This is a genomic window from Limosilactobacillus antri DSM 16041, from assembly GCF_000160835.1.
GTDB classification, from domain to species: domain Bacteria; phylum Bacillota; class Bacilli; order Lactobacillales; family Lactobacillaceae; genus Limosilactobacillus; species Limosilactobacillus antri.
In genome coordinates, this window is sequence record NZ_GG700735.1 from 53,149 (window position 1) to 70,253 (window position 17,105).

Below are 17,105 nucleotides of genomic sequence, written 5' to 3' on the forward strand. Positions count from 1 at the left end.
CCCCCTTAACCAACGATCGACCGGGTTACCCGGGCCAGCTGTTCAATTACCACCCGCGCGTTTGCCAGTGGCTTGCCTTCCGTGTAAATCGCAATCGTGTACTTGTCCGGAATGTAGCCAATGCTGCTGACATTCCAGGCATACGGGTTGTCGATATAGTTCCAGCCGTCCTTAATGTAGAAGTTGCTGCTGCCAGCAGAGATTCCCCAATTCTGAGCCGGTGAAACGGTATTCATCAGGTACTTAATGTAGTTGCGGGAACCGTCGTTCAGGTAGTCTGAGTGCGGCTTTAAGAAAATTTCGTTGAGTACTTTCAACTGGTCGGCGGCCGTCGTTACCGTCCAGCCCCAATGCTCACCGGTGTAGGAAGAGTTCATCCCCAACGCACGGAAGATAGCGTTAATCCCGCCGTTACCGCCGAGGTAATTAGCGGTAATCGTTGAGGTGGCATTGTTGTCGCTATAACGAATCATCCGTTGCGCCAGGTCCTGCTGGTAGCCGTTGAGGTTGCCGCCGGTATTGTGCATCAGGAGCGACAAAATGCTGACCTTAACCGAGCTGGCCGTAATGAATTGGTGTCCCGGTGCGTTAGTCCACGAGATCACCTGACCCGTGGACGGCAGCTGAATGGCGATATCGACCGGGGCCCCAAAGTTATTGATAATTTGGCTCCAAGCCGCAACTAACCGCTGGGCGTAACTGTTGACATCCACTGGTCCCGACCAGTAGTCGGTATACTGCTGGTTGCCGGCCGCATCGGTGCTGTAGCGGTGAATAATCCGGACGACATGGTGCTGCATCTGGTCAGGGATTGTGAACCCGATCTGGAAACCAGAGTGGTCGCTATTGTAAATCGCCGGAAAAGCCCGACCAACGTCAGCCCGCTCCCGGCTTGCATCGGGAACACTAACCCGGTACAATTCCTGCCCGCTTTGGGCATCGAGGAAGATGAGGTACTGGTACTTTTGGTTTACGGACGTGTTAGCAGCGTGCCAGCCGCTAACGTACATCCCGCTCCCATTGACATTGATCGTATCAAAGTTGCCGACGTTAGCAGCGTAGCCCTGGCTCCACTGGTCACTGGCGTTCCCGTTGCCAGCTTGATCGTCGGTAAAGCGCAGGATCACTTGCAGGTTGCCGGTCACCATTGCGGGGTCCAAATTAACCACGTCGTCAAAGCCGCTGTACAGGCTCCCGAAGGTCGTCCAGTAGAGTTTTTGAATATCGGGCCGCACGCGGAGGGTCAGCTGTTTTCTGGCCACCTCCTTGCCATCGTTCATTACGATCGCGTAGGCGTATTGCCGGTCACTGTGTTTTGCGTCGACCATCCACCCGGCGACGTGGAGGCCGTCCCTGGTCATCTTAATATTATCCAGCCAGGAAGCCCGCTGGTCGAGCGTCACCGGTGCAAACCAGTAGTCGGTATATTGACCGCCGCCACCATTTCCGGCACTGCTGGTGGAGTAGCGGCTCACCACTGAATAGCTGTGGCCCGCTGGCAGGGAAGCGGCCGCGAGGTCAAAGCTCCCGGTAAATCCAGCACGGGCGGCCGTCACAACGTTCGGCAGGCTTCTCGCCACGTCCGGACGGTTGGCGGTAACCGCGGTCGTAACGGCAACCTGACGCTGAGCGGTGTTATCAAAGAGGATTAGAAAGTGATTGTTTTCCAAGCGAGAAATATCATTGGCGTGCCAGCCGACCACTTTCAGCTGGTGCCCGTCGGATAGGTCAAAGCCATCCAGGTAGCCCTGGTTCGTTTCGTTGCCGCAAATCGGGTTAAACCAGTAGTCAACGTAGTCGCTGTTGCCATCCGCGCTGCCGCTATACCGGCTAATCGCCTGCAGCTGGTGGCTGAAATTCATGTTCGCCGTGCTGAGCTGGACCGAAAATCCAGCCTGACCCGCATTGCTGACCAACGGGTAGACCTTCGCAACGTCGGGCCGGGCGACCGCCGCGTTGACCTTAACCCGGCCGACTTCTTGACCAGTCGTCCGGTCAAGCACGATTACCCAATGGTACGGCCGGCTAACGGCCGCATTGGTTGCGTGCCAGCCACTTAGCTGCAATTGGCCCTTAACAACACTGACCCCGTCAAGGCTGGCGGCGTTTTGCTGTCCCAAAGCAAGCGGGCTGAACCAGTAGTCAAGGTAGTCGCTATTGCCATCCGCACTGCCGGAGTAGCGGCTGATGACCGTCAGGGTATCCCCGCGGGCAATCACGTCGTTTGGCAAGGCAATTTGGGTGCGGAATCCGGACTGGTCCGCGTTCATAATCCCGGGGTAGACCCGCCCTAAGTCTGGGCGTACACAAGGCGCAACCTTGATTCGCGTAAGTTCCCGGTTATGGTCGCTGCTGTCGAGAACAATGATGTAATGGTTGGCCTTGTTGGCCGCCTGGTTGCTGGCGTGCCAGCCGGTTAGCGTTAACTGGCCATCGCTCAGCGTCACCTGATCCAGCCAGGCAACATTTTGCCGGTCCAGCGCAAAGGGACTGAACCAGTAATCAACGTAGTCCTGGTTGCCGGCCGCATCGCGACTAAACCGGCTGATAATAGAAATCGAATCGCCGCGGGCAATCGGGTCAGCGCCCAGGGTCAGCTGGCCTTGAAAGCCGGACTGCCCGGCATTATAAACATCGTGCACCCGGGCAACATCCGGGCGGCTAACGGGTGTGGTAACCTGAACCCGGCTAAGCTCGGTCCGGGTCGTCTGGTCGTAAGCAATCAGCCAGTGGTTAGGCCGGTCAAGGGAGGCGTTCGTAGCGTGCCAGCCGCTAACTTCTACCCCCCAGATTGTTCAGCTTTACACTATCTAGGTTTGCGTAGTTGCCCTGGTCCTGGTGGTCATAACTAACGGCCGGGGCGGTTGGCTGATCAGTAGCAGACGTGCTTAGTTTGCTAGTGGTCGTCCCAGCAGGCGCCTGGTCCACAGCGGCAGTCGCTAGCGATTGCTGAACGCCCGTATCGGCGGCAGCACTGTCGCTGCCAGCCGCGATTCCCCACGCCAGTGCCAGGATGGTCGCGGTTAACCACAATTTCCCCTTCTTATATAGTTTTTTGTGCTCTTTAGTCATTTAATAATCCCCCAATTTTAAACTTTCTCGTCAATTCTACTATACGAGCTTGGTTTGCGGCACCGTTTTCATTAATCTGCTGATTGTTTCAGTTAACGACTGAAAACGGCCCCCCGAAGTTGGCGTTAACCGTCTTCGGGAGGCCGCTTTGCAGGTCCTCTAATTTAAATTAATGGTTTCAAGTCTGCCTAGCCCAACGTTGGAATGTCCAGCTCACTCAGCTGCTCAACGATGGCGTTCTTTTGCTCCTCGGTCAGGTCATCGAGGAAGGCCGTCCCAATAACGATATCCAATGGATCGACCCGGGCCGCCTTGATTTCTGCCGTCACCGCGGGGGTTAATTGCTGGTGCCGCTGGACTTCATCAATTACCGATGCTCGCTGGTTGCGCTCGGCCATCGTCAGGCCGCGGCGGACAAACAAGCGCAGGCCCGGGACCAACTCCCGCAGTGCGGCCCGCCACTGCTCCCGGTCCGCCGGATTCGTCCAGGTATAGCCCTGAGCGGTCAGCTCCCGTTCCAAGGCCGCCTGGCTGTCGTCAAATGACTGAATAAACTGGTGATTAAACAGGCGGCGCACCCGGGAGGTCCACTGCAAAGCATCCGCTCGCGGCACGTGTGCGTTTTGTTCAAGGCTCTGCTGGTACTTCTGAACCGCCAGGACATCTTCCTGGTAGCCAGAAAGCCGGTACTTCAGCAGCTGGTCCTTATTCGGCAGATAAAAGGGCAGGCCCAGCTGGTCAGTCAGCAGGTTTTGCTGCAATTCCTGACGGTAAATCGCCGGATGAATAATTGACACGTCCCCGCCGACCTCGTCAATGATGAAGGCCGGATCCTGGTCACCACGGTGGGCCTCAAACCAGTCCGCCAAGCGGTGGGGACCAGCCGGCAACTGGGGATTCTGCTTCAGGATCATCCGGTAGGCCTGGTCGCAGGAAATCAGTCCGTAAAGGTTGGCAAAGGCCGCGCAGTAACTGGCAAGCAGCTGCTCCGTGTCCGCATCAAAAATGGGCAGGCTCAGCTGGTCCGGCCTGAAGAAATTAGCAAAGTCCAAATTGTCCAGAATGCTGCTCTCCTCCAGTTCCGGGTCCATGAGCTGGTAGGTCAGTGCCTCCTTATTTTCCTTCAGCTCCGCAGCGCTTAGCAGGCCCTGGTCATGGAGGTACTGGAAGAACTTCTTTAAGGCCGTCCGCACCTGGCGCATTTCGTTAAAGGTCGCCCCGTGGGCCAGCGGTGTCTCCAGGTCAGTGGCGGTCGAACCATAGATGGTCCCGAGCTGGTAGGCAACAATGCTGTTGAGGAAGAATTCCAGCCGCTCCTGGTGGCGGTGCATGGTCTTGGCGCTTAGCCCATCCGGGTTGGCCGTAACGAAGGCATCAATTAACAGCTGGTTTAATTCACCAATCCGCGCCACGTTTTTTTCGTAATCCGTTTCGGGAATTTTACTGCGGTGGTCTTCAATGTAGCGAAGCTGGTTGGCCGCGTTTTGCAGGCGGCGGTCCGTACCTGCCGGCTGGGCGGCTGGCACTGTGCTCTCTTGCCATGCCGGCAAATCGGTAAAGATCACCGTCTTGGTCAGGGAATTGTCTTCAGTGACCGCACGCTTTAGCTGCTGCGCCAGGCTCGCCAGTGTTTGCCGGTCCCGACCGCCAACCAGCGGCTTGTTATCCCGGATTGCCTGGGTCAGGTTGCCGACCACCCCGCGGTTGATCGTCCGGTTAATTTCCCACGGTCCCGCCTGCCTCAGGTACTGGCGAATCTGCTGGTTCGTCAACCCCAAGCGGTGGAGCTGGTTGCCTAGCTGCTCCTCAAAGAGCTCCTGCAGGCGCGGGTAGTCATGCGCATAAACGTTTGGCAGGACCACCAGCAGGTCCGCAGCATCATTAATGAAGGCAACCTGCCGGTGGTGCTGGACGGAAAAGTAAGTCGCGTGCCAAGAATACAGCGGGTTGGCAAGGGCCGCGGCCTTAGCTGCCGCTGGATCCTTGACCGGTGGGTAATTGCGAAAGACCGACTGAGCCTTAGCGGTGACGTTAATATACATAAAGTGATGCTCCCCCTCATTTAATCGTACTGGTACCGTTTTCGTTTATACCAGAATAAAGCATTGGGCCGCTTTCGGCAAGCCGACGCTGGTGTCCATTTTCCCTAAAGCCCCACCAGGTACTGCCCGTCTTGGAGCAGGAATTCCTTAAATAGCGGGAGGGCAAACTTAACCTGGCCGAAGCCAGCCGTGGCGATGATCTGACTATCGATTAACCGCCGCCGGTACACCCCAATGTAGCCAGGCTTTTTATCCAACACCCTACCCAGGTAGGTCGTAGAAACCGGATAGTCTGGCGCCTTCGCCATCGCAATGACAAACTGCTGGTCGACCGTCGACAGCTCTTCCAGCATCTTGCTATACGCGTTGCGGCTTAGCTGCGCCTGGTATTCAGGCAGCACCTCATCAACCGTTTGCTCGGTTATGTGTTCGTCCGGTGCCCGCCAGAGCAGGAAGCCCAGCAGCTGAAAGGCATAGGCATAACCATCGGCCAGCAACGCAATCCGCCGGACAGTTGCGGGCGCAATCTGCGGATCCCGCTTGCTAAGCTCCCGCTGGTACTGGGCACGGATGTCAAAGTAATTTAACGGCGACAGGTCCACGCGGCCGCTCCGCAGGAGGAAGGTCAAAACATGGTTGTTTTGCAGCTCCTGGACGTTCTTGGGGAGGCCGGTCATGATAATGCTGATCGGCAGGCCCTGACTAATCATCACTTGGTAAACCGATGCCAGCTCCACCATCCCCGGTGTATCCTGCGCCTCGTCAATCATTACCAACACGTGCTGGCCCTCCCGTTTGAGGATTTGCAGCATTTGCATCAATAAATACTGGTAGTTCGACGTCTGCCCGTTGCTGAGGTCAAACTTGACCCCAACTCCAGCAATGTTAATGTCGACACCAGCAATTCCGTTAAACAGTTTTTGCACCTTGCTCGTCGCCTGCTGGTAAAGCAGTTCCGTCAGCCGGCTCACCATGTTGTCACCAATGATGAGGTGAATTGCTAGCCAGTGCGGATCCTCCGCTAGACGATTACCAACCGCGTTCATAAAGACCGTTTTGCCGACCCCTCGCACCCCGTAAACCAGGGTGGTCCGGTAAGGGGTATTCATTGCTTTAATGTCACCAACGAGGGTTTCCAAGGTCTGCTCACGGTCCAATAGTACGGTTGGCTGCATCCCAAAACTCGGGTTAAAAGGATTATTCATTTGGCCCTCCTCCGTTTTATATCCGTTTATATTTACCATTTCATTTTATATCTGTTTATATCTTCCCGCAAGTTTTATATCTCTTTAGATCTTTGCTGAATAAAAAAGCCAGCGAATTGTTCCCGCCGTGTGTCTTGACCTTTTACCCGCCGCTTGGCATGATTATTCTGGGAGGTGAATAATGATGAAAATCGCCGTTAGCAGTGACAACCACCTGGACGTCAACCGGGTGCCCGTTAACACTGCCCTGGATTTACAGGCTGAATGGCTAAGCCGACGGTCGGTTGACTACTACCTCTTTGCGGGGGACCTCTTCAACGACTACCTCAAGACCCGCGACTACTTTGCCCGCTTGCAAGCCCGGGTGCCGCAAACCAAAATCTACTACATCCTGGGCAACCACGACCTGCTCAACCACGTGACTGCCGACCAGGCTGAACACGCCGCTGACCCGCACTATCTGCACAACCGCGCCGTCGACCTGCCCGGCAGCGACTGGCGCCTGATTGGCAACAACGGCTGGTATGACTACTCCTTCTCGTTCTACTACCAGCAGCTGGCCGCCGTGGAGGCCTGGAAGAAGGTCTACTGGCTCGACGGCTCGATCGACCAGCACGAAACCGACCAGGCACGAATGGAACGGGTCCTCCAGCAAACCAGGGTCCTGCTCGATCAGGCCCAGCGCGACCACAAGCGGGTTCTCTTCCTCACCCACTTCGTCCCCTGCCAGCACCTACTCGCACCGAAGCCGGCGGGGATTAAAACGGCCCGGATGGAACGCTTCTACCAGATGATTAACGCCATGCTCGGCAGCAACCGCCTGGGCCGGCTTCTGGAAAGCTACCCCAACGTCAAAACGGTCTTCTACGGGCACGTCCACGGGGTTCATCCCCCGCTGACCCGCAACGGCCTGACCTACTTTAACCAGGCGGTCGGGGTCCATAAGAAGCGCCATGACGAATGGCAGACCCCCACCTTCGCCGCCCAGTGGGAGCGGACGGTCCGGGTAATTGAACTTTAGCCCCTTTTGCGACCCGGGGCGTTTTCGACTATGATATAGTCAGTAATTATTTGATGCAGGGGGAGTTTTTGATGGATCTGAAAAACGCAATTCATGAATGCTGGGGCAAAATTGACGAGGGGCACGTGGCAACCTATATTCCGGCCCTGGCCAACGTTAACCCCTACCAGCTTGGGGTCTGCCTCTTTGACGTCACCACCGACCGCAAGGAACAGGCCGGGGCGTCCCAAGTCCGTTTCGCCATTGAAAGCGTGTCGAAGGTGATCGCACTGCTCTACGCAATCGACCAGCTGGGCCTAAAAGCAGTCAGCTCCCAAGTTGGGACCCGGCAGACCGGCTTCCCCTTTGACACCATCCTGAATATGGAAATCACGGGAGAAAGCCGTCCGCTCAACCCCTTCGTCAACAGCGGAGCGATCCTGATCTCCTCACTGATTGAAGAACGGGACGGCCAGTCGCCATTCGAGCGGATTCTGGCCTTTAGCCGGAAAATCTGCAACGACCCGGGGATTACGCTGGACCATGAAATTTACCGTTCGGAGCTGGCCACCGGGGATCGCAACCGGTCGCTAGCCTACTACCTCAAGGCCCGGGGAAGCCTCAGCAACGACGTCACGACCAGCCTCGATACCTACTTCCGCCAGTGCTCGATGATGGTCACCTGCGAAAGCCTCACTAACCTGGGGGCCGTGCTGGCAAACGACGGGGTGGCCCCGTGGAATGGTGAACGGCTTATTTCAAGCCAGGCCGCAACCTACACCAAGTCAGTGATGATGACCACCGGCCTGTACACCGAATCGGGGACTTACTCGGTCCAAATCGGCGTGCCAACGAAGAGCGGCGTCGGTGGCGGCCTCGTTGCCGCAGCCCCGAGCCACTGCGGGATCGGCATTTTCAGTCCGGCCCTCAACCCGGTCGGCAATAGCGTCGCCGGGCTCGCCCTGCTGGAAATGATTAGCAGGGAACTGAAATTGGATATTTTTAAGTATTAAGAATAGCTGAAAAGCCATTGGCAAATGGATCGTACCGCCACCAATGGCTTTTTCTAGTTGCGATTAAATTAGGAATCTACCACAATTCTTTTCCCACGGCTCCCATAGACTGCCATCCCTTTAAATCTGTGGGCATCTGATATTTACCATGCCAATTCTCGAACAGCTCTTCAATGGTTGCCGGGACCTTCTCAGTTGGGTTTGCCATTATAATGCCTCCTGCCTATTTTTTCCGAATAAACAAACAGGCGACCGCGGCAACCAGGGCACTGATAACCAGGCCGAGGAAGGCCGCCGAGTAGGAGCCGGCAAACTGGACGAGCCAGCCGATCAGAAGCGGCCCGATGAAGCCGCCGAGCTGGCCGCCAAAGTTGACAATCCCGATCGACGAGCCATAGGTCTGCTCGCTCAAAATCTGGGCGGTAAAGCTGAAAATCCCGGTAAAGGCCAGGGACTTCACAAAGTAAATCAGCACGTCAAAAATGACCACCGCGACCAGCGACGAAGACTTAAACAGGCCGAACATGAAGACCAGGGTCAAAAAGGACGCAATGCTGATCATCCAGCGCTCCCGCCCCTTGAACCAGTGAACCATCACGAAGCCGGAAATCAGGGCGGCAATCCCACCCGAAATCACCGGCAGCGGCACCAGCCAGGTCAGGTTCTTGAGGTTAATCCCCCGCGCCTGCAGGAAGTAGACCGGCATCCAGGTTTCCAGCCCCTTGGTGATGATGTTCAGCGCCAGGCCGATGACCACGAACACCCAGACCCGCGAGTCGATGTTGCGCCACTCGATTTTCGGCCGCTGGGCTCCGCTCGTCGCCGCCTGTTTGATCGGCCGCTCCACCAGGTAGTAGGCGACCAGCACAACCAGGCCGATCACGCCAAGCCAAACGAAGGCGTTTCGCCAGCCGGCACTGGCGATAATCGGCACGATCAGCAGGGGTGCGACCGCCGCTCCGGCATAGTTGGATGAAATCAGCGCCGAAGTGGCCTGCGACTTCTCGTCCTTACCATAGTTTTCAGAGATCCGCTTCAGTGCGGCAGCCGGGTACGGCCCCTCCGCAATGCCGAAGAGGAAACGAATCGCCACCAGAGCGGCCAGCGACCAGGCCCAGCCGGTCACCATCGTTAGCACTGACCAGGCCAGCAGGGAAACGATAATCAGCCGTTTGCTGCCAAAGCGGTCGGTCAGGTAGCCGCCCGGAATCTGCATCAGCGTGTAGCCGAGGAAGAAGGCGCTGGCCGTGGCCCCTAGCGCGGCCGCCCCCACGTGAAAGTCCCTGCCGACGTAGGCCAGCGAAATGTTCATGACGGTCCGGTCGGCAAACAGCAACATGTAACCAAGGTACAGCAGCGCAAACGTCCCCCAGCGCTTAACAACTGCGTGTCTATCTACGTTATTCAATTTGTAATCTCCACCTCATTGTAACTGGTATTTTCCAGTTCCCCATTATACACGGACGGCCCGCGGCCGCAAGTAAGGCTCGGCTTACACCAGTTTACTTAATATGCCCGCTCGTGAAGTGTTCAAAGTGGTCGGCAAATTTGGTTGGGACAAAGGGCTGCTGGTAGATGTACTTGAACAGTGCCTGGTACTGCGCATAGAGCTTCTGCTCCGCCTGATTCGGCGCTGGCAGGTAGTAGTGCTTGCCGACCAGGTCCTTGGGCAGGTACTCCTGCCGGGCAATCTTGTGCGGCAGGTCAAACATATTCTGCATTACCCCCGCGCCCCGCAGCTTGGCCGCACCCCGATAATGCGAATCCTGCAAGTACTTTGGCATCGGGTGGCTGGCCGGGTGTTCAGCGTCCTTGGCGGCCTGGTAGTAAGCCTGCATGGCCGAATCCGACCGCGGCGCGACCGCCAGCAGGATGGTCGCCATCGCTACATGGGTCGAGGCCCGGGGCAGACCGATTTCCAGGGCGGTATTCGCCAGGGTGATCACCTGGGTGGCCCGGGCGGGGTCCGCTAGGCCAACATCAAGGGCCGCGGAATCCTTGAGCCGCCGCACGACCGATTCTAAGTCCCCCGACTTTAGGATCACCGCCAGGTAGTAGAGAGCTGCGTCGGCATCAGAACCCTCGATGGAGTCTTGGAAGGCCGACAGGTAATCGTAGTGCCTGGTCGCGTCCTTATCAAAGGCGAAGTGCTGGTTGCGGGCAAAGTCTGCGATGTCCTTCATCGTCAGTCCTTTCGGGTGCATCGCGTGCAGGGTGTCCAGGATATTCAATGAAACCCGGACGTCCCCGTTACCACTGTTGGCAATCGCGTGGGCCTGCTCCGGCGGCAACGTGAAGCCCAGGTGGTCGGCGGCCGCCCGGACCAGGACCGGCTCAATCGCCTTGGCACCAATCGGGAAAAACTCAAAAATTTGGCAGCGGGAGCGAATTGCCGGCTGAATCGCCATAATCGGGTTTTCGGTCGTCGTTCCGACCAGGAGGATGTGCCCGTTCTCTAAGTAGGGCAGCAGGTAGTCTTGAAGGGGCTTGGTCAGGCGGTGGATTTCATCCAAGAGGAGGACAAAACTCTCGTCGGGGTGGGCGTCAACCAGCTTTTGCAGCTGGCCCTTATTTTGAATTGACGCGTTGAACTTCTCAAAAGGCAGCTGGAGGGTTTGCGACATCACGTAGGCCAGGGTCGTCTTGCCTGACCCCGGCGGTCCCCACAAGAGCAGACTAACCGCCAGGTGCTCCGTAATGATTTGGTATAGTGGCCGGCCCGGAGCCAGCAGGTGCTCCTGTCCGACCATCTGGTCCAATGAAGCTGGCCGCATTAAGTCGGCCAGTGGTTGCTTAAACGCCATCTTAACCGCTCCTTTCCCTCTGTGTGGTTTGTACTTACTAATGATAAGGTAAACAGCTGGCGATTGCCACTGATAACAACCTAAGCACTATGCTATTATTGATTAGTAACTACGAAGAACGGAGCGGGTTAACTTGTTTCACCAAATTATTTTCGTCATTATCCTGTGCGGAGTGCTGGTACTAGATACCTTTACCGACACCCGTCTTTACTACCACCTCTTGTTCAAGCGGGACTATTTAGAGTGGACCGGCCGCGACAAAGCTGACTTTCAAGATTCGCGGACGTTGCTCGGCGAACGACGGTTTAAAATTTTAACGGCCGCAGCATACGGTGTTACGTCTATTTTGGTCATCCTCGTGCAGTTCGCTTTATTCCGGCTGTCAAAATCGTTTGCCGTTCCGCTCTTAACCCACGTTGCCGCAACCTCCCTACTACTAACCATCCTCGGAAATTCCATGGTCATTTTCATCTACCCGATCCCGGGGGTCACTAACGTTAAGCTAGAACGGCCCAAAGTCCTGCTCGACCTCTTCATTGCGATTGCCAATTACGCTTGCCTGATCGATATGCTCGTGTTGGTAATCAATTTTTATCGTTGAGCTGGTTGCCCGCAGCTATTTTTCCTGGCGGGTCAGCAGGTAGTGGCGGACGTTGCGGATGCACTTATTGAACTCAACCCACTCGGCAAAGGTCATATCAACATTCATGACCCGGTAACGGTCGGGTGGCGTGATGACTGCCAGCGTTTGCCCGTGGCGAACGAGCTGGTAAGCAGCGCCGGTTTGCAATAGTTGGTACTTGCGGCCCGCGAGCCATTTGCTCAAAGCCTGGTACGTTTCTGGATTCATGTTCTCACCTCACCCCTATCATACAGCATCACAATCCGCACACAAGTAATAAAGAAGGTGGTTGACGAAATCGCAACTTGATTTCATCAACCACCTTTTGCTTTTCTATATTACTTGTGAAACTAGCCGCGCTTCTTATTCAAGCCGGCCAGGCCGAACATCCCCAGCAGGCTAGCGGCCCCTAAACCCGCCAGTGCGAGGCTGTTATCATTACTAGTTTGTGGTAGGCGCGTTGCGGATGCAGCTGCCGGTTCCTGCACGCTTACGGCCACTGCCCTGCCGCTCTTCACCGCTTGGCCATTAACCACGGTCCAGCCGGACAGAACGTTCCCGTTGGCATCAACCACCCGGCCGTTAACGACCTTAGCGCCGGTCGGCAGGGCACTTGCATTCTGGTCGCTGCCTGCGGACTGACCCGCACCAGAGTGGCCGTCCGTCGGCGTGTTAACTGACAGAACCGGCACTTCAATCAGGTCGTCCTGGTCACCAATCGTCAGGGTCAACCCTGGCATTGCCAGCTTGTAGCCCGCTGGCAGACTGATCTGGGCACCGCTAAAGTCGGTCCCGGTCTTGCCGGTCAAGATTTGCGTCCCAACAACCTTGGTAATCGGCGCCCCCATTGGCTGGTAGCCGACCGTTTCGATGTAGTGCACCGTCAGGGTATGTTCCGTTGGCGTCGTTGGACTAGTCTGGTGACCATCATCACCAGTAGACGGTTTAGCAGCTACCACCAAGACCCCCGGTACGTTGAAGGCCTTGGACTTGGTCCCGTCTGGGAAGTCCAGGATCACGGCTTCGTCATAGCTGCCAGCGGTTTGGGCGTCCCGCTGGACCTTGGCAGGGTCGGCCCATTCAAGCTTGGTCCCCGCTGGGTAGGTCCCGTTGGTCTGGGCAAGCGCCAGGAACAGTGCCGCGGAAGCCGTTCCATTGTCGGCATCCTTGATAAAGGCACCGGCAGACAGCGTTGGTGCCGGGACATTGGTGTCACCAGCAGTGACGTTGACCTTAACCACCAAACTCGGGTCGAGGGTCGTGTACTTTTCGTTGTCCGGTTGGACCTGCGGCTGTTGAAGTTCCGCTAACTGTTGCTTGTCCTGGTCCAGTTTGGTCTGAGCAGCCGCAATCGTCTGGTTAGTCTTTTCGATTGCGCCCTTCAAGTCGGCAACTTGACCTTGCAGGTCCGTTACCCGTGCCTTAGCGTCGCTGACGTGCTGGGCCGTCTTGGCGCTGGCAGTAGCCTTAACTGCTGCTAAGGATTGTTCGGCAGCGGCCAATTCGGCTTGGGCTTGGGTAAGCTGGTCATCAGCGCCCTTCTTGGTCTGCTGAGCCTTCGTGACGTCGGTAGTGGCCTTGTCCAGCTTATCCTGAGCCGCCTTAATTGCGGCGCTGTTGTCCTGCTGGGCCTCCTTGATCACCGTCTTGTCAAACGGGTGGGCCGGGGTGCCTTCCAGTTCATCGACATCGTCATAAGTCGGAATAAAGTGAATCGTCATCCCGTTGGTGGCGTCCCCGCTGACTGACATTCCCAAATAAGACTGGGTTACCGGGTCGCTTTCGTTATTCAGGTCCGCGTCGTTCAACAAGCCAAGCAGTGTCCGAGCGTGACCCCAGTCCGGCGTATCGTGGAAGATCATGTCATCAATGGCACTGAAGATTGCCGCTTTCAGGTCGTCCATGTTGTTGATGCTGGTGTCCAGCCCCTCAACCGCTTCCCGGAAGGCGCGGGCATTAGCAACTTCCACCTTGTTTAAGCCCTGGTAATCGTGGCCGCCGTAAACGTGGTCGGCATTGTACTGGTCCGCCACCGCTTGCGCTAGGTCAACCGATCCCTGGCTGACGACGAATGGCTGCGCCCCAATCTTTTCCCGCAGGGGGTTGAGCAGGTCAACGACAAACTGGCTGATTTCGATCCGCTGCTGGTTCGTCAAGTGGGCGGGATCAACCGCTTCTTGTTTGTCCTGCGCACTGTGAACATACTTGAACTTCATGTAGTTCTGGCCAGCCATGTTATCCCACGCGTCGCGGACAGCCATGTTGCCGTCGGCTAGAGCGTCCTGGAGCTTGTAGTAGTTGTCCCGGGTGTAGCCGGCCGGAAGTTGAAAGCCGGTTTGCTGGCTGCTGCCGCTCTTGGCCTGGGCCAATTCGTCGCTGGCCTGTTGCTGCCGGCTCTGCGCGTCTGACAATGCCGTTGCTGCCTGCTTAGCACCGTCCTGGGCCGTAGAAACCTTTTGCTGGGCCTGGTTGACGGCGGTCGTAGCAGACTGAACGTCAGGGTCGTTTTGGGTCGCCTGGTCCTGTTCAGCAAGGGCCGTTTGGTAATCCGTTTGGGCCGTATCAAGCTGCTTTTGGGTGTCCGTCAGCTTCCCTTGCTGGGTCGCCAGCTGGGACTGGGCATCATTGATTGTGGCCTGCTGTTGTTTGGCGTCAGCCTGCAGGGCCGCAATTTGGCTGCCCCGGTCATTGGCAACCTGGCCTGCTGCCTGCCCAGCAGCTTGGCCGACCGTGTCCGCATGGGCCGTCGTGGTCGTCGCCATGGCCCCGGCTGCGACGGCCAATACCGTCGCCGTCATCCATAGCTTGCCGGACTTGTACAATTTCTTATGTTCTTTCATTTTTCAATCCCCCAGTATTAGATAATGTCCATTTAACAGTGCTTATTGTACAAGAAACCGTAAATTGATGATTCAGCCAACGGTCATATTCATCATTAACCGAATTTTTATTAAAGGGCTGGGCGGCCTTACCACTGAATGGAAGAATAGTTATTCAAAACTTCCATCAATTTGCGCATCTTGAGCCGCGAAACGGGCACCGTAAGCTCACTCGCGACAAAACGCACCTGGTGTTTTTTCACGTTCAGGCTCCGAATATTGGTAACGTTGACCAGGTAGCTCCGGTGAACCCGGAATAACTCGTCCGCCTGCTCTTCCAGCTCCCGCAACGACATATTAATCGGGATGCGCTGGTTATTAGTGGTGTACATGAACGAAGCGTGGGTATTATCCGGATTGCTTTGGAAGAACAAGATATCGTTCACGTAGACCTTCATAATTTCGTAGTGACTCCGCAGAGCAATCGTCTTTCCCCGGTGCGGCATTTCCAGCTTCTTCAAAACCTTTGTTAAGTCCCGGGCTAGACTAGCTTCGACATTTTCAGGACTCTTCACGATAAAATCAAGGGCTTCAACTTGATACCGGTAAGTCGTCGGCAGTAATTCGTCGTGAACCGTCAGGAAAATGATCGACGCCGCCAAATCATACTGACGAATCTTTTGGCTGAATTTAAGTCCGGCCTGATCATCATCGCCAATTTCGAGATCTAAAATATAAACGTTGCGCAGCGAAGGTTCCGGCAATGACTGGTTAATTTGCGCCAATGATGAAAACAGGTGGATATTTAACTGGATTTTCAGCCGCTGACCAACTTGACGAACGTAGTTATCAATCTGCGATAATTCAACCGGATTATCTTCTAAAATATAGACGTCTAACAATTCGTCGTTACCTCCTCCCACGAATAAGTCAATTAACCATAATAATATCAGACTATCTTGGCTTTAATCGGGGTTCGAATTTAACTTCTTGTTTTTTTACAGCTCAATGAATTAAAACGTCAGTTGAATGCATTCTGCCGACCAGCGAGGCGTCCTTAACCAGCTGTGATAACTAGAATCCAAGGAGGCCGCCGCGTCCCCAGCTCCCTGAAGCATTATCGCTTAATAGACGAATTTGGGTGATCTGTTCGACTATGAAGGAATTACGAACACCAGCTTAATTATCCCTTGGACTGCTTAACTATCCCTTTAGTTCACCGGCAAACCGCCCCATTGAAGTCCCCAAGCTGGTATAGTTAAACCATCGCAAGAACCCAGGCAAGACAGAAAGGAGTGAGAACCGATGGCAGCATGGCAAAAATGGTGGGTCACCCTGTTCTTCTTAATCCAGGCGCTGGTTGCCGGTGGGGGAATCCTGCTGTGGTACTTCCAGAGCGAACCGGAAGCCCAGCTAATCCTGGGCTGGCTGGCAACACCGCCGGGCCAGGCAACCATGGTGGGCGTGGCCGCTTACCTCATCGTCCTGGCACTTGGGACCATCGCGGCCGCCGTTTTCCGGCCGACCACGGTTAAGCAGCTGACGATTGTTCACGATGGAGCCTACCAGGTCAAGGTTGACCAGGGAGCGGTGGAAAAGAACCTCCGTTTGACCCTGGCACCTTACGAACTCTACAACGCGGATGCCAAGGTCCGGATGCATAAAAAGCGCCGGCAGGCCGACGTGACGATTACGGGAATGCTTTCCCAACGCAGCGAGGCCCGGCACTTGCGGGCTGACCTTCACCGGACCATTGCGAACGACTTAAAGCAGCAGTTTGACATTGACCTGCGCAAGCTGAAGGTTAAGCTCACGCCATATAACCATAAGCAAAAAGTCGCGATCGTTTAGGAGGTGCGTTTATGAAACTCGCGGGAATTTTCGCGGTAGCTGGTCTAATCATCAGCATCAGCTGGGTTGCCTGGGGCTTTCTCCCCATGCTGGCGATCCTGCTCACCACCGCAATTTTGGGCACAATTGGCTACGCATTAGACATTCTAGGATACTCACTCAACCACTTCACACGGAAGCTGCTCGCCAAGATTGGCGACTAAGCGCACAATAAGGAGGAACTATCATGCCTAACACTAATCAAACGACCAACCCAACTGTTGACCAGCAATTAACCTTTGATGACCAGGTAATTGAAAAGATCGCCGGGATTACCGCGAGCCGCGTTGACGGGATTGTTTCCCTCGACGGCAATATGTTCAGCGAATTTGCTGATAAGGTCACGTCCGGGACCGATGTGACCAAGGGGATTAAGGTCGACACCGGTGAGAAGCAGGTTGCCGTTAAAATGGACGCCACGATTGAGTATGGCAAGTCGGCGCCGGAAATCTTCAAAGCCGCCTGCAAGGAGGTCGCCGCCGCAATTGAGCAGATGACCGGCCTGAAACTGGTCAAGTTTGAGCTCCACATCAACGACGTCAAAACTAAGGCAGAACTAAGCGACGCCCAGAAGGCTGCCCAACGTTCGTAAGCACTGGGCAGGCTTCAAGGGCTAAATGCTAATACAAACAATCCAC

Annotated in this window: 16 protein-coding genes; 6 read left to right on the plus strand and 10 right to left on the minus strand. The window is 55.7% G+C overall.

Annotation, left to right across the window (positions count from 1 at the left end; genetic code table 11):
* Positions 1-5: 5 nt before the first annotated feature.
* From HMPREF0494_RS08460 to HMPREF0494_RS08475, 4 genes are all read right to left on the minus strand, one after another.
* Complete coding sequence (locus HMPREF0494_RS08460) at positions 6-2,642, minus strand: serine hydrolase (protein WP_007124538.1); 2,637 nt, start codon at positions 2,640-2,642, stop codon at positions 6-8.
* Positions 2,643-2,772: 130 nt separating this feature from the next.
* Positions 2,773-3,072: a KxYKxGKxW signal peptide domain-containing protein gene (locus HMPREF0494_RS08465; RefSeq protein ID WP_007124539.1), complete on the minus strand. Its 300-nt coding sequence runs from the start codon at positions 3,070-3,072 to the stop codon at positions 2,773-2,775.
* A gap of 188 nt (positions 3,073-3,260) precedes the next feature.
* Positions 3,261-5,114, minus strand: coding sequence for a DUF6933 domain-containing protein (locus HMPREF0494_RS08470; protein ID WP_007124540.1), 1,854 nt, complete (start codon positions 5,112-5,114; stop codon positions 3,261-3,263).
* Between the two features lie 104 nt (positions 5,115-5,218).
* Positions 5,219-6,319: an AAA family ATPase gene (locus HMPREF0494_RS08475; RefSeq protein ID WP_040458992.1), complete on the minus strand. Its 1,101-nt coding sequence runs from the start codon at positions 6,317-6,319 to the stop codon at positions 5,219-5,221.
* 184 nt (positions 6,320-6,503) lie between these two features.
* Here HMPREF0494_RS08475 and HMPREF0494_RS08480 point away from each other — a divergent pair, with 184 nt between their 5' ends.
* Both HMPREF0494_RS08480 and glsA read left to right on the plus strand, forming a co-directional pair.
* Positions 6,504-7,340: a metallophosphoesterase gene (locus HMPREF0494_RS08480; protein WP_040458993.1), complete on the plus strand. Its 837-nt coding sequence runs from the start codon at positions 6,504-6,506 to the stop codon at positions 7,338-7,340.
* 71 nt (positions 7,341-7,411) lie between these two features.
* Positions 7,412-8,332: a glutaminase A gene (glsA, locus tag HMPREF0494_RS08485; RefSeq protein ID WP_040458994.1), complete on the plus strand. Its 921-nt coding sequence runs from the start codon at positions 7,412-7,414 to the stop codon at positions 8,330-8,332.
* Between the two features lie 76 nt (positions 8,333-8,408).
* On the opposite strand, the gene HMPREF0494_RS11740 is transcribed toward glsA, so the two are convergent.
* The 3 genes from HMPREF0494_RS11740 to HMPREF0494_RS08495 form a co-directional block, all read right to left on the minus strand.
* Entirely contained in the window at positions 8,409-8,540 is a 132-nt protein-coding gene (locus HMPREF0494_RS11740; RefSeq protein WP_007124544.1) for a hypothetical protein, read from the minus strand.
* A 15-nt stretch (positions 8,541-8,555) separates the two neighbouring features.
* A complete protein-coding gene (locus HMPREF0494_RS08490) occupies positions 8,556-9,671 on the minus strand; it encodes an MFS transporter (RefSeq protein WP_225430200.1) in 1,116 nt (371 codons plus the stop codon).
* A 163-nt stretch (positions 9,672-9,834) separates the two neighbouring features.
* Entirely contained in the window at positions 9,835-11,136 is a 1,302-nt protein-coding gene (locus HMPREF0494_RS08495; RefSeq protein WP_007124546.1) for a replication-associated recombination protein A, read from the minus strand.
* Between the two features lie 133 nt (positions 11,137-11,269).
* Here HMPREF0494_RS08495 and HMPREF0494_RS08500 point away from each other — a divergent pair, with 133 nt between their 5' ends.
* Entirely contained in the window at positions 11,270-11,737 is a 468-nt protein-coding gene (locus tag HMPREF0494_RS08500; RefSeq protein ID WP_007124547.1) for a hypothetical protein, read from the plus strand.
* 15 nt (positions 11,738-11,752) lie between these two features.
* Here the strand turns inward: HMPREF0494_RS08500 and HMPREF0494_RS08505 are convergent, their stop codons facing one another.
* From HMPREF0494_RS08505 to HMPREF0494_RS08515, 3 genes are all read right to left on the minus strand, one after another.
* Positions 11,753-11,986, minus strand: a complete 234-nt coding sequence (locus HMPREF0494_RS08505; protein WP_007124548.1) for a hypothetical protein — start codon at positions 11,984-11,986, stop codon at positions 11,753-11,755.
* A 122-nt stretch (positions 11,987-12,108) separates the two neighbouring features.
* The gene (locus HMPREF0494_RS08510; RefSeq protein WP_007124549.1) at positions 12,109-14,598 is read right to left on the minus strand and encodes an SEC10/PgrA surface exclusion domain-containing protein; all 2,490 of its coding nucleotides are present in this window, start codon (positions 14,596-14,598) and stop codon (positions 12,109-12,111) included.
* 128 nt (positions 14,599-14,726) lie between these two features.
* The gene (locus tag HMPREF0494_RS08515; RefSeq protein WP_040458995.1) at positions 14,727-15,479 is read right to left on the minus strand and encodes a LytR/AlgR family response regulator transcription factor; all 753 of its coding nucleotides are present in this window, start codon (positions 15,477-15,479) and stop codon (positions 14,727-14,729) included.
* Between the two features lie 403 nt (positions 15,480-15,882).
* Between HMPREF0494_RS08515 and amaP the strand changes: the two genes are divergently transcribed.
* The 3 genes from amaP to HMPREF0494_RS08530 are packed head-to-tail and all read left to right on the plus strand — an operon-like array spanning position 15,883 to position 17,059.
* Positions 15,883-16,428: an alkaline shock response membrane anchor protein AmaP gene (gene amaP / locus HMPREF0494_RS08520; RefSeq protein ID WP_007124551.1), complete on the plus strand. Its 546-nt coding sequence runs from the start codon at positions 15,883-15,885 to the stop codon at positions 16,426-16,428.
* A gap of 11 nt (positions 16,429-16,439) precedes the next feature.
* Positions 16,440-16,631 carry a hypothetical protein gene (locus tag HMPREF0494_RS08525; protein WP_007124552.1) on the plus strand — a complete coding sequence of 64 codons (192 nt, stop codon included), beginning with the start codon at positions 16,440-16,442 and terminating at the stop codon, positions 16,629-16,631.
* Positions 16,632-16,654: 23 nt separating this feature from the next.
* Positions 16,655-17,059, plus strand: a complete 405-nt coding sequence (locus tag HMPREF0494_RS08530; protein WP_007124553.1) for an Asp23/Gls24 family envelope stress response protein — start codon at positions 16,655-16,657, stop codon at positions 17,057-17,059.
* Positions 17,060-17,105: the final 46 nt, after the last annotated feature.